Raw genomic sequence first — 12,555 nt, 5'->3', positions numbered from 1 at the left:
AGCCGGTCAGATCGGGGCTGGTCGCTGTGCAGTAGGGCAGCTCAAGTGACATTTCTACTTTGCGCCAAAGCGGACAGTTCAACCTGGCCGCCACATTGCCACTATTGCCCCTTTTAGGGGGTTGATAAGTTCGAATTTCGACGGTAATGATCCCATCAAAGGGGTCGACAATGAAACGAACGCTGCAGATCCACTTCGACGGCGAATGGCACGACGCGGCAGCTCTTGAGCTGAAAGACGACGATGCCGGCTACGTCGGTAGTTCGGTCGTCGACTACGATCTCGACTACTTTCTCGCCACGGCCGCGCAGGGTTTCGCCGCGGGTCAGACGGTCTGCGATCACCGCGCATTGTCTGTTCGCTATCCGATTGACCTTGAAAATCGGTACAGCCGTCACTGGCCAGCTTTCCTCCTGGATCTCATGCCACAAGGCCATGCACGGCGAAAGTTGGCTGAGCATATGGGGCTCGACGAAGTGGCTCGTTCATCGGATCTATCTTTGCTCCTCCGAGCCGCAACGGGCGGAATTGGCAACATCCGCATCAAGGAAGCGGCAGAGGCGGAGTCCGCTCGATTGAGCGGCTTGCAGCGCCAGGGCGTAACGGAGGCGGATATCCTCGGGCGATCGGACCGCTTCATGGAAGTTGCCGACCGTTTCGCAATGTTGGCTTCCGGTTCTAGTGGACTGCAGGGTGAGTGGCCAAAAGTGTCAATGACCCAGGCGAAGAACGGGCTCTTTTATCCCGACAGCATCGTGACCGACGACGAGGCCCTACGGCACGTCATCGTCAAGCTTGTTCGTGGCCCTGAAGCAGTTGACCGCACCATACTTGAAGGCGAAGCGATCTATTCGCGCATTGCCTTGGAACTTGGTCTCAAAGTCAAAGAACCGTCGATTTACGCTGACGGTGTGCTGATCATCCCTCGCTTTGACCGGAGCCTTAGCGCGAATGGGGAGACGATCCGGCTCGGACAGGAAAGCCTCGTTTCGGCGCTCGGTGTTGCAGAGTTCGGTCACATCGGCACACATGAGGCCTACATCGAGCTACTGAAACGACATTCCGATGACCCGATTGCCGACATTGCAGAATATTTGAAACGCGATATCGCCAACCTCGCGCTCGGCAATCCCGATAATCACGGTCGTAACTCCGCGTTGAGCAAGTACCCCAACGGAATGATCCGACTGTCACCACTCTTTGACTTTGCTCCCATGCGGTTGGCGAAAGAGGGTGTTGTGCGATCTACCCGTTGGGCCTCCATGCGTGACGGCGGCCTGGACCATTCTCCTGACTGGAAACGGATTTGTGCTGAGGTCTGGCCGGACCGCGATGTTCAGAGGAAGCTGATGTCAGAGCTGCAGGCTTTCGCACAGCGCCTCAGACTGGTGCCGAGCCATGCGAAAAAGTTGGGAGCGCCGGACGTCATCATCGAACGAGCCATGATGCGCTGCAGCGAGATCGCTGACGGTGTTGATGACGCGTTCTCTAAACCGGAAGGAGCCTGATCAAAGTGGCACGCTGGAAAAAGCCGACGAAAGAGCAGGTTTCGGTGATGCGCCAGGATCTTGCAGAACAGGCGCGACGCGGCGGCTTGCATTTGCCGGATGCTGTGGTGGATATGCGCAAAAGCATAGGCCTCACGCAGCAGGAGTTTGCCAACACCCTCGGCCTTACTCGTAGACAGGTCGCGGAAATCGAAGCGGGCACTGCTAACCCGACATTGGAGACGTTGGACAAGATTGGCCGGCTGTTTGGCTTCGCAGTGGGTTTCGTGCCGAAGCGACGGCAGGATCCTTAATCAGGTTCTCGCTCGACGTGTTGCATCCGTTCTGGAGGTTACCGGATCGGTTGGCCGAGATCCTGTGCAAACGCGAGCAGCGCTATGTCTGAAGCTCAACGGCGATTGGCGTCAGCAGGCTGATGGCATGAACTCCGATGCGCTGAGGGCCCAGGCCCCCAGGGCGAGCGTATACTCTCTGCTCCAAATCAGAGTGAGAGCTTGCAATCATCCACGCAGGTGACCAGGGGCAGACTCCAGGCTAATTTCCGCACACGATCAACAGACTGCAGGCTGATGCGTTAATTGATAGAATCATACTGTAGCGTGAATAGTGCATGTTGATAATCAGCCTGCATGCTGATAAAAGTTGTTGTACGATCAGCTCACAGTCTGAAGAACGTGGATGAAAAGCGATAGTCGCAAAAGGGGGCGCCTGCGCCTCGATGAAAGACTTCGGCCGCTCCAACCAATCGATCGGTTCAAGGCGCCGCCGAAAGGATGGGTGCGTGCACTGCGTGACGCGCTCGGGATGACGGGTGCCCAGCTCGGCGCGCGCATTGGGGTGCGACCCCAAACCGTAGAAGCCATAGAGAAGTCGGAAGCCGCAGGCACGATCCAACTCAAAACCTTGCGTCGCGCAGCTGAGGCGCTGGATTGCACGCTCGTTTACGCACTTGTTCCCAACAGTTCACTGGAGGCTCTCATCGAGGCGCGCGCAAGGAAGATCGCGACGCGGGAGCTTCACCGCGTCGCGCACACGATGCGGCTCGAAGCTCAGGGCACGGACGAAGCTGACCTCGAATCCCGTGTCCAGGCATACATTCGCGACAGGCTCTCCGAACGCGACCTCTGGAATGAGACATGACGGACCTGTTTCAGGAGCCTGAGGACGCAACACCCCTGGAACCAAATGAGCGCGAGGGGCTCCTTCAGACATGGATCACGCACCGTCGTGATCTCAACGAGGCAGAGCGGGAGAACATTGTCGAAGGTGCGGCCTGGGCGCGTGGTCGTCGACGCGTATCGCTTGAGCGACTGCTCAGCGAGGATTTCATGCGAACACTGCACAAGCGGATGCTTGGCGACGTCTGGGAATGGGCCGGCGTCTTCCGAACGACGGAGCGCAACATCGGCGTCCAACCCTACCGCATCGGAATGGAGCTGGCGGGCCTGTTAAGCGACGTCCACTATTGGATTGGGCATCAGACATTTCCGGCGGATGAGATTGCGATCAGGTTTCACCATCGCCTGGTTGCCATCCATCCATTTCCCAACGGAAATGGTCGTCACGCTCGCTTGGTAGCCGATCTTCTGATCGAGCGCCTTGGCGGCGAACATTTCAGCTGGGGTGGCGGGACGCTGGCCGATGTCGGCGAGCTTCGCACCCGTTACATGGCGGCACTTCGTGCAGCCGACAACCATGATATCGCACCGCTGCTGCTATTCGCGCGCACCTGACAAATGTCGCCACTGGTCATGGGTAGGGCTTGGGCCCTAGCCGACATAGATTGCGGAAATCGAAGCGGGCACTGCCAATCACCGGAGACACCGGAGAGGATCGGCCGGCTGTTCCTGGTTCACGCCCAGTGCGTTGTCGGAAAACCCAAATACTGCCGTCGGCGGCATCCTCCAGCATGCCGTTCGTCTAATTTAAAGTGATGTGGCGTCCAATTTTGAACCAAAGAACACCAATGCGGCAGATGCCTTTGCAACACCCGTGCTCAAAGTAGCCTACCGGAACGCTTCGGACGGGGGCAGTCGGTCCCGCTTCCCTTCGGGCCACTATGTTGAAGCTCCTGCGGCGGCCCTTTTTCCGCCTTCACGTAACGCGAATTCCCGCTTTCCCGCGAGGACGCGGCGCTATGCTGAAAGCTCCGATACGCTTCTTTGTGAAATGACCGAGCCTATCGGATCGGTTGAAGGGGGCCGAGGGACTTTGCCCCTTCTCTCCCCCAAACAGTCTTCCGCCCACCTTCCTTCGCTGCGCTTCCGTGCAGGCGGTTCCCCGCGAAGACTGCTTTCCCCCTCCGTCCCCACCGCTCGCGCGGCCCCGGGAAGCAGGACGCGGCCCTGCTTCGCGGTCCAAGGGAAAAGGAGATCTAAGTATGAGCATCTACGCCAAAACCGCCCGTTTCGACACGGGTCGCGCGCTCTCCGAGGATGAGATGCGCACCATTGCGCCTTCGATATTCGCGACTTCGGCACACGAAAGCCGCTCCAAGCGCTTCATGCCAATCCCGACAATCGAAATCCTGCGTGGGCTGATGAAGGAGGGCTTCGCGCCGGTCGGAGCGCGCCAGTCAGTCAGCCGCACGGAAGGAAAGGCCAACTTTACCAAGCACCTTATCCGTCTTCGTCGCCTCGATGACGGAAATGTCTACAAAGTGGGTGACACCGTCTGCGAAATTCTCCTCAAAAACGCAAATGATGGAACGAGTGCCTATGAGTTGCTCGCGGGGCTATTCCGAGTTTGCTGCCTCAATTCACTCGTGGCCCACACCGGAACGATTGACGCGATCAAAGTCCGGCACTCCGGAGATGTTCAAGGCAAGGTGATCGAAGGAACCTATCGCGTGCTCGCGGAGGCCGAACGAGCTCTGGCAGCGCCCCAAGACTGGTCGAGCTTCACAATGGGGCGGGATGCAAAGGAGGTGTTGGCGGAGGCGGCGCATCTGCTTCGCTTTGGTGACGCCGACGGCGCTGTGACGACACCGATCAAGCCAGAACAACTGCTTGTGCCCCGTCGCCAGGAGGATCGCGCTGATGACCTTTGGACCGTATGGAATGTCGTTCAAGAAAACAGCATCAAAGGTGGGTTGCGCGGTGTGGGCCGCGATGAAACTGGCAGGCCGCGCAGATCAACGTCACGCCCGATCAATGGCATCGATCAGGATATCAAGCTCAACAAGGCTCTTTGGCTTGTAGGGGAACGCATGGCCAGATTGCTGCGCAACCGATGATGGTTTCAATCGCCTCGCGTCCAGAACAGTCTGGATACGAGGCGATCTTCGACGGCAACTTCTTTTCCGGTTGGATTGCGTCAGATCCGGCACAAATCGGGATGGGCAAAGCACGCCTCCCAGCTGACGGATTGAGGGGCGCCCCAAAGCCCCGCCCCTCAAACACCCCTGCCCGCCCGAAAATTTATCCACATCCGTGCAAGCCGATGGTAATCGTCGCGTCGCGCGAAAACGGTTTTTCTTTCATTGCAGTAGGGTTTGCCTATCTTGTGGACGACCGGTGGAAAGACGGGGGATATTTAGTGCGTCCCCGCCGCAATCTTGTGCCCGCCCCAAGTTGACCTAGAGTGTTTGAGCGGTCGATCGAAACCGCGAGTGTAGCAACTATCAGATTGGGGCTGGCGTCGTCGCCGGCCCCTTTCCAACCTACATTCGGTTCGAACAACGATGCGACCGGCGTTGGGTTAACGTTGCTCGCTGACCTTAGCCGGAGCAGCCGCCTCCTGTCCGGTCCGTGTCGTTTCAAGCAGCTCGTCGCTCGCCCTGAGATCTAACTTTCCCCAGATCGACGTTTTCCGCGTGCCGGACTTCGGATTGCGCGACTGTTTAATCTCAACGATGAATGACGTTGTCTGCTGGCGCATGGTTCCCCCAGGTGACGAATCCCAATCGAACGATCGTGCGCTAGCCCATTGGCAACTCTGCCTTGATCGAGGATGGAGATGCGGTGCGAGCGGGCCGGTACAGAGACGAAGTCCGCAGGATGGTCCTGTTTCACCTACCTTGCCAGGGCAATGTTCTCTCTTGCTGCGGCAGCGTCCTGCGCGGGCTCGATGGGCGTGTCTGACCGGAAAGCGGCTGGAGCCTCGATCGTCCTCCCGCAACGGCATCCGCAGTTTTCTTACCCCTGGCGGCTCAAGCCGCCATTCCTCGCCATCGAACAAAACTGCTCCTTGCCGCCCTCCATTTCATTTTGGCCCTATGGGTGCGGTCCGATCGTCCCCGGTCCTTTCGACAGCCATCGAGGCCGCGAAGGGCGCGGCCCGAAACACGAGAAAGGAACTTCGACATGGCAACCATTGGCACTTTCACCTCCACCGACAACGGCTTCAACGGGTCGATCCGTACGCTGACCCTCAACGTCAAGGCTCGCATCGCACGGATCGAACACCCCTCCGACAAAGGTCCTCACTTCCGCATCTATGCCGGCAACGTCGAATTCGGTGCGGCCTGGCAGAAGAGCTCCGAACAGACTGGCCGCGACTACCTCTCGGTCAAGCTCGACGACCCGAGCTTCCCCGCTCCAATCTACGCGACGCTTGCGGAAGTCGAAGGCGAAGACGGCTACCAGCTGATCTGGTCTCGCTCCAACAGGGACTGAGGCAACTGGGCCCCGCCTCCAGGCGGGGCCACCTCTCGTGGTTCGCCCAAGCGATTACGACCACCGTTCGCGGCCGCATCGGTTCTCACTGCGTTCGGCGAACTTCGTCGTCACTTCGAGGGGCGTTTTACCGCTGGCCGATATCCCCGGGTGCGCTTCTTCCTGAGAACGTCGAGAAACAACGCGACCGCCTCTTGCTCGTTGTCGAAATGATGGACCATCGATTGGCCTCTTTGACCGATCCTTCCCCAGCGCCGCGTCAGGCAGGCCTCTCCAAATAGCGTCCGATCGATCGACAGCGCATAGAACCGGGCCATGTTCCTGTTTGCGTCGGTTCGTTCGACATATAGATGGTAGGGCTGACTGAGCATGGGAGTACCATCGGCGATGCCCGGATTCCCGTCCAACGAGTGTTTTGAATCGATCCGGCCTGATCGATTCATGATTGTGATGGATCGTCGGGAAAAATCAGGTGGTTGTCGGCGGAGTGCGAAATCTGTTTTGCTTGACGCAGCCTCGCATGTCGGCGCGCCTGAACCATATGGCGCGACCGCATCTCAAAGGCGCGTTTCCCGCCGTAAACACGATCTGCTCGTCAGCGCGCATTCGCAGCACTTCGTCCGGTTGGATGAGCGGCCGCGCCGCAATCTGCTTCGAGCGCGTACGTGACGACCCCCGCGATTGGAAACTGCGGCTCAGCTGATCGACTTCGACGGTCGTCGCGCCGCAGCGCCTTGAAACGTACTCGGCCGTTTCAGGATCGTTGATGGCGGCAAACGAGATCCAGCTCGCACTCTCGAACCATTTGCTCGTGGCGTCGCGGCCGCCGAAGGTCTCGCGCATCTGGCCGATCGACTGAAAGATCAGCGTGAGTGATATCCCGTACTTGCGGCCGGTGTCGCGTGCCGTCTCAAGAATGCGCAGGTAACCGAGGCGGGCCACCTCGTCGAGGAGGAACAGAGCCAGATCGTCGCCGAAGCGATTGCGATTGTAAATCGCGTTCACGAAGGATCCGATGATGACGCGAGCAAGGCCTGGATGCATTTCCAGTGTCTTCAGATCGATATTGATGAAGACGTCCAGCGATCCGTTCAAGAGCTGTTCCGTCGAAAAACTCTTAGCTGAGACCAGGCCTGCATAGTTTTCATAGGAGAGCCAATGCGTTTCCTTCACCGCGTTGGCGTAGACGCCGGAAAAGGTCTCCGGTGTCATGTTGACGAATGCAGCGACGTTTTCTCTCACGAAGTCCGAGCTCGAGTTCGCGTGAATTGCCTGCAGGCGTTCGCGCAGCTTCGGTTCCGGTTCCGCAAGGTTCTTGCGAACCTGCCTGAGCGTCTGGTCTTCTTTGCGCGTGTGACCAGACAAGCAGACATCGGCAATGAGTGCGGTCAGCAACTGCAGCCCGGATGCCCTGAAGAAATCGTCGCGCACCCCGATCGCGCGACCGCTGTCGCTCATGATCCAGGACGCAACCGCGCTGATATCCTCCTCCTTGGTTCCGCCATACCGGCCGATCCAGTCGAGTGCATTGAACCCCGCCTTGGGTTTCTTCGGGTCGAGTGTCCGAACGTCCCGGCCGGCGGCTTTGCGATGATCGACCACCATTGGCGCCACTTCATTGGAAGGGTCGAGGACGACGAGCGTGCTTCCCCATTTGAGCGCTGTCGGTACCGTTACCGAGGTCGTCTTGAAGCCGCCTGAACCAGCAAAGACGAGACCGTGCGACGAGCCGAAAGAGCCATCGAAGCACAAAAGCTGCGACCGACCGGCCGCACCCCAGGTCTCAGGCTTGTCTGCTCTAAACGGTATGGCCGCGACGCTGTCTTCATCGACCCGGTAGCCCTCGCCAATCACGATCCCCGCCGCCTCCGGAAAGAGCCTTTTTGCGTGTGAAAGCTTCATCCAGTTGGCTTCACCGTAGATCGCGCGCATGCCACGAACGCGCCTCGGCTTGGTACTTGCGAAGGCAGCGTTTCCGATCATCGCGACCCGCAATCCGAACCCTGACGATGTAAGTGCTGCGACCGCGCCAATGAGCGCCGACGGTTCAATGGGTATCATCTGGAACTGCAAAGGCAGGAATGGGTCTTGGTCGGTAGTGTGATGGTACCCGTCGATGAGCGCGAGCACGCAAGAAACCAGCCCTCCCCCGAATGCGCCCCATCCCGCGAAGCGGATGTTGGCGGATCCAGCGGCGGTAAACAGGAAGACGATGCCGGTGATCGCGGCGAGAACATAGGGCAACGCGGCACCTGCTCGGGCGAATAGCGCGCGCTGAGGTTCCGTCCTGCCGAACCCCACGAGCCAGTCCTCCGCCCCTGTCGTGGCGATTGAGGTTAGCACCATCAGAGTGACAGGCGCCGCCGCGAGCGCGATCCTACCCCCGCCCATTGCGAAAGGCCTCCGCGCCGATTGCTGTCAGGCGTGGACGCTCGCCTTCGTCGCGCTGCAGCCGCTCGCCAAGTTCGATCAATGCGCCGAGCAGCAGTGCGCGCGTCTCGTAACGCAAGCCCGCTTTGACGATGAGGCCGCCCAGTTCGATCTTTTCCCGGGCATCTTTTCGCCGGGCATCGGATTTGATCGCGCGTGCCATCCGCTCAAGCCCCGTCAGTGCGGCTCTCAGCCGCGCCAGCGTCGAGCGGCGGGGTCGCCTTGTTTCTTGCTGCCGTTGTTGCCCCGTTGTCGCGAAAGCGTGCCGCCAGTTTCTCGAAGGCGGCCTGGAGATCGGTCTCGTCGAGCTCGATCTCTCCGAGGCCCGCCTTCAAGGCAATACGACCGATCCGTTCGGCTTCGCGGGTTTCGGCCTGTCGCAATTGTTCCTGGAGTTTTGCGATCTCCTCTCGAATTCTCGAAGAAGGCTTTTTCATTCCGATTGTCCTTTCGTGCCGTGTTTCGAACGGCACGAGATTTCCCTGGATGGGTCGGCCCATCCAGGGACAAAACTGTCCGTTGGCACCGCCAACGCCTTTGACGATTATCCCGGTCGTTCCGAAGGAGCGGCATCCAAGGGCGCAATTATACGTCGCTGGCGCGACGTCCTGATTTGCGATCTCGGCAATCTTATCCCTCCTCTCGAAACGCGTTGATTTCGCTTGCGATCAGGAGTGTCTGTCGAAATGGCCGTCCCTCATTTCTCAGTCAGCATCGTCGCCCGCGGCGCGGGCCGCAGCGCCGTGATGTCGGCCGCCTATCGCCACTGCGCGAAGATGGACTTCGAACGCGAGGCCCGCGCTGTCGATTATCGCGCCAAGCAAGGGCTGCTGCATGAAGAGTTCGTGGTACCCGCAGATGCGCCAGCCTGGCTTTCCTCCTTGATCGCCGATCGCTCTGTGTCAGGCGCATCGGAGGCCTTCTGGAACAGGGTCGAAGTGTTCGAAAAGCGCTCCGATGCTCAGCTGGCCAAGGATGTCACGATCGCCTTGCCGATCGAACTTACAGCGGACCAGAACATCGCACTTATGCGCGAATTCGTCGCGAGCCACATCCTTTCCAGAGGCATGGTCGCTGATTGGGTTTATCATGATGCACCAGGCAACCCGCATGTTCACCTGATGACGACGCTGCGGCCGCTTACGGCCGAAGGGTTCGGAGCCAAGAAGGTACAGGTGTTGTCGCCGGACGGCCGGCCTTTGCGCAACGATGCCGGTAAAATTGTCTATGAACTGTGGGCCGGCGGCGCCGACGATTTCAACGTCTTTCGAGACGGTTGGTTCGAGTGCCAGAACAGGCATCTGGCACTTGCGGGCCTCGACATCCGCGTGGACGGGCGTTCCTACAATAGTCAAGGGATCGAGGCGGAGCCGACGATCCATGTCGGCGTCGGCGCCAAGGCGATCGAGCGGAAGTCAGCCGCATCGGAAAAGCAGCTTTTGCTGGACCGCCTCGAACTTCAGGAGGTTCGACGCCGAGAAAATGCGGGTCGCATCGTGCGCCGCCCGGAGATCGTCCTTGAAATGATCGCCCGCGAAAAGAGCGTCTTCGATGAGCGGGACGTCGCCAAGATACTTCATCGCTACATCGACGATGCGGGGCTCTTCCGATCGTTGGTGTCGCGCATCCTGCAAGACCCTCGGGCTTTGCGCCTGACCGGGGAGCGTATCGACTTTGAGACGGGGGTGCGTACCCCGGAACGGTACACGACCAGGGAGCTTATCCGGCTCGAAGCGGAGATGGTGAACCGCGCTTCCTGGCTTGCAAGGCGAGCGTCGCATGGCGTGCGGCGCGGGGTTCTGGATACGGCTTTTTATCGCAGCCCTGAACTTTCTGATGAGCAGAAGGCAGCGATCGAACGTCTGACCGAAAATGCCTCTCTTGCTGCAGTCGTTGGCCGCGCCGGCGCCGGCAAGACAACAATGATGAAAGCCGCTCGCGAGGTCTGGCAGGCGGCGGGGTATCGCGTTGTCGGCGGGGCTCTCGCTGGCAAGGCGGCCGAGGGACTGGAGAAGGAGGCGGGCATCGCCTCGCGCACGCTTTCGTCGTGGGAGCGGCGTTGGGCACAAGGTATCGACCGTCTCGACGACAGAACAGTGTTTGTCCTCGACGAGGCCGGCATGGTCTCGTCGAGGCAAATGGCGTACTTCGTCGAAGTCATCGTGAAGACCGGCGCGAAACTTGTTCTCGTCGGCGATCCCGAACAGCTTCAGCCGATCGAGGCCGGTGCCGCATTTCGCGCGATCGTCGACCGGGTCGGCTATGCCGAACTCCAAACCATCTATCGCCAGCGCACACCGTGGATGCGCAGCGCTTCGCTCGATCTGGCGCGGGGCAGGATTGGCGAGGCGGTGGATGCGTATCGCGCCAATCGCAAGATAATCAGTGCGGAGCTCAAATCTGAAGCTGTCGAACGCCTCATCACCGATTGGGACAGTGAGTATCTCCCGACAAAGACCAGTCTGATCCTCGCGCACCTGCGCCGAGATGTGCGCATGCTCAATGCGCTTGCTCGCGCGAGACTCGTCGAACGCGGCGTTGTCGGCCAAGGGGTTGCGTTCAAGACAGCAGACGGAAATCGCGATTTTTCCGCCGGCGATCAGATCGTGTTCCTGAGGAACGAGGCCAGCCTCGGCGTCAAGAACGGTATGCTTGGTCGCGTGGTAGAGGCGGCTCCTGGCCGCCTCATCGCAACCATCGGCGAAGGGACACATCGGCACAACATTACCGTCGAGCAGCGCTTCTACAACAATGTCGACCACGGATACGCGACGACGATCCACAAGTCGCAGGGCGCTACCGTCGATCGGGCGAAGGTGCTGGCTTCCCTGTCACTCGATCGCCATCTCACCTATGTCGCCATGACACGCCATCGCGACGAACTCGCCGTCTATTACGGCCGCCGCTCCTTCGCAAAGTCAGGTGGCCTGGTGGCGATCCTGTCACGTCGCAACGCCAAGGAAACGACGCTCGATTACGGGACGGGACCTCTCTATCGCCAGGCCCTGCGGTTTGCAGAGGCACGCGGCTTTCACCTGATGAGCGTTGCCCGCAGGATCGTTCGCGACCGGCTTCATTGGATTATCCGGCAAAAGCAAACGCTCACGGACCTGGGCGCGCGACTGGCCGGTGTCGCTTCCTCAATCGGGCTCGCGCGGGGCAAGCTTGAGTACGCGGCCTCGGTGTTCGTCGTTCAAGGACCCATGGTTTCCGCGACTACGGTTTTTGCGAGATCTGTCGAGCAAGCGGTTGAGGATAGGCTCGCGTCGGACGTGGGCTTGAGAGAGAGATGGCAAGACGTCTCGACACGCTTCCAGCTCGTCTACGCCGAGCCGGAGGTCGCGTTTGCGGCCGCCAAGGTCGATGCCATGCTGAAAGATGCGTCGCTCGCTGCGGCCGTCCTGCAAAAGCTCGCCAGCGAGCCTCAGCGTTTCGGCGCGCTCAACGGCAGGACCGGAATGTTTGCGGGCCGATCCGACAAGCACGATCGCGACACGGCACTTCTCAATGTGCCGGCGCTCGCTCGAAACCTCGCGGATTTTATTCACGCACGCACTGAGGCCGAACGCATGTATGTAGCGGAGGAAAATGCCCTTCGTTCGAAATTGGCGATCGAGATCCCAGCTCTCTCTCCGGCGGCCAAGCGGTCGCTCGAACACATGCGCGAAGCGCTCGACCGGCATGATCCGGCACGCCTTGAACGCACATCGCTCGACCCGTCAGTCAGAACAGAACTGGAGCGATTTTCAACGGCGGTTAGCCAAAGGTTCGGCGAGCGCACCTTCCTCGGGGTTGTTGCCAAGGTGCCGGATGGCGAGATCTTTGCGTCCGTCACCGCGGGTATGACCCCTCAACAGAAGACTGAAGTGCGACTGGCCTGGGACCTGATGCGCACGATCCAGGAGCTTTCTGCGCGTGATCGCCTCGCCAAGGGCCTGAAACTGTCTGAAACGCACCGCCAATCGCAAACGAAGGGGCTCGGCCTCAAGTGACAAACGTCT

Annotated in this window: 12 protein-coding genes; 7 read left to right on the top strand and 5 right to left on the bottom strand. The window is 59.7% G+C overall.

Annotated features, from left to right (window positions below; all coding sequences use genetic code 11):
• The first annotated feature begins 170 nt into the window (after positions 1–170).
• The 5 genes from ASE60_RS15720 (at position 171) to ASE60_RS15700 (ending at position 4,743) form a co-directional block, all read left to right on the top strand.
• Positions 171–1,508, top strand: coding sequence for a HipA domain-containing protein (locus ASE60_RS15720; protein WP_057251503.1), 1,338 nt, complete (start codon positions 171–173; stop codon positions 1,506–1,508).
• Positions 1,509–1,513: 5 nt separating this feature from the next.
• Positions 1,514–1,801 (top strand): helix-turn-helix transcriptional regulator, encoded by a 288-nt coding sequence (locus ASE60_RS15715; RefSeq protein ID WP_057251502.1) that lies wholly within the window; start codon positions 1,514–1,516, stop codon positions 1,799–1,801.
• A 385-nt stretch (positions 1,802–2,186) separates the two neighbouring features.
• Positions 2,187–2,648, top strand: a complete 462-nt coding sequence (locus ASE60_RS15710; protein ID WP_057251501.1) for a mobile mystery protein A — start codon at positions 2,187–2,189, stop codon at positions 2,646–2,648.
• Entirely contained in the window at positions 2,645–3,241 is a 597-nt protein-coding gene (locus ASE60_RS15705) for a mobile mystery protein B (RefSeq protein ID WP_057251500.1), read from the top strand. Before ASE60_RS15710 ends, ASE60_RS15705 begins: the two co-directional genes overlap by 4 nt.
• Positions 3,242–3,888: 647 nt before the next feature.
• Positions 3,889–4,743 (top strand): DUF932 domain-containing protein, encoded by an 855-nt coding sequence (locus ASE60_RS15700; RefSeq protein ID WP_057251499.1) that lies wholly within the window; start codon positions 3,889–3,891, stop codon positions 4,741–4,743.
• Positions 4,744–5,207: 464 nt separating this feature from the next.
• On the opposite strand, the gene ASE60_RS35375 is transcribed toward ASE60_RS15700, so the two are convergent.
• Positions 5,208–5,387, bottom strand: coding sequence for a hypothetical protein (locus ASE60_RS35375; protein ID WP_057251498.1), 180 nt, complete (start codon positions 5,385–5,387; stop codon positions 5,208–5,210).
• A 425-nt stretch (positions 5,388–5,812) separates the two neighbouring features.
• On the opposite strand from ASE60_RS35375, the gene ASE60_RS15690 reads away from it, so the two are divergent.
• Positions 5,813–6,124, top strand: a complete 312-nt coding sequence (locus tag ASE60_RS15690; protein WP_057251497.1) for a DUF736 domain-containing protein — start codon at positions 5,813–5,815, stop codon at positions 6,122–6,124.
• A 110-nt stretch (positions 6,125–6,234) separates the two neighbouring features.
• Here ASE60_RS15690 and ASE60_RS15685 read toward each other — a convergent pair whose 3' ends face one another.
• Genes ASE60_RS15685 through traC form a run of 4 tightly spaced genes read right to left on the bottom strand, consistent with a single transcriptional unit; the run spans position 6,235 to position 8,991 of the window.
• Positions 6,235–6,567, bottom strand: a complete 333-nt coding sequence (locus ASE60_RS15685; RefSeq protein ID WP_113133049.1) for a WGR domain-containing protein — start codon at positions 6,565–6,567, stop codon at positions 6,235–6,237.
• Between the two features lie 25 nt (positions 6,568–6,592).
• On the bottom strand, positions 6,593–8,515 hold the full coding sequence (gene traG / locus ASE60_RS15680; RefSeq protein WP_057251496.1) for a Ti-type conjugative transfer system protein TraG: 1,923 nt from the start codon (positions 8,513–8,515) through the stop codon (positions 6,593–6,595).
• Positions 8,502–8,717 carry a conjugal transfer protein TraD gene (gene traD / locus ASE60_RS15675; RefSeq protein ID WP_057251495.1) on the bottom strand — a complete coding sequence of 72 codons (216 nt, stop codon included), beginning with the start codon at positions 8,715–8,717 and terminating at the stop codon, positions 8,502–8,504. Before traD ends, traG begins: the two co-directional genes overlap by 14 nt.
• Positions 8,718–8,721: 4 nt before the next feature.
• On the bottom strand, positions 8,722–8,991 hold the full coding sequence (gene traC / locus ASE60_RS15670) for a conjugal transfer protein TraC (RefSeq protein WP_057251494.1): 270 nt from the start codon (positions 8,989–8,991) through the stop codon (positions 8,722–8,724).
• Between the two features lie 249 nt (positions 8,992–9,240).
• Between traC and traA the strand changes: the two genes are divergently transcribed.
• A complete protein-coding gene (gene traA, locus ASE60_RS15665) occupies positions 9,241–12,546 on the top strand; it encodes a Ti-type conjugative transfer relaxase TraA (RefSeq protein WP_057251493.1) in 3,306 nt (1,101 codons plus the stop codon).
• Positions 12,547–12,555 lie beyond the last annotated feature (9 nt).

Source organism: Ensifer sp. Root278, assembly GCF_001429285.1.
Lineage (GTDB): Bacteria > Pseudomonadota > Alphaproteobacteria > Rhizobiales > Rhizobiaceae > Ensifer.
This window is presented reverse-complemented; position numbering and strand designations above follow the sequence as displayed.